The sequence below is a fragment of the Paraburkholderia sp. SIMBA_030 genome, from assembly GCF_046535245.1.
Lineage (GTDB): Bacteria > Pseudomonadota > Gammaproteobacteria > Burkholderiales > Burkholderiaceae > Paraburkholderia.
The window spans coordinates 1-236 of sequence record NZ_JAWRXB010001638.1; the positions used below are offsets into that span (position 1 = coordinate 1).

A 236-nucleotide genomic window follows, 5' to 3' on the forward strand; every position below is an offset into this window, starting at 1 on the left:
GTAGAGATGACCGCCATTTCCCCTTCAGGCAGCAAGCTTGCACGATTTCAGGCGCTGTTCTCGCGGCTTTGGCCGACGGTATTCGCCTATAGCGCGGTCTTGATCGTAGCGATCCTGATCATGAAGCTGCCAAACGCGAAGGACTACGTCGGGCCCGACAACGATGATGGCATGCGGCTTGTCGAGGTTCGCGATTTGCTAGGAGGTCAGAACTGGTTCGATCTTATGCAATATCG

The 236-nt window shown here is 55.1% G+C and carries 1 protein-coding gene; it reads left to right on the top strand.

From position 1 onward, the window contains the following. Positions 1–236, top strand: a 236-nt coding sequence (locus SB772_RS45560; RefSeq protein WP_410839222.1) for a hypothetical protein, incomplete at both ends; no start/stop codon positions are given.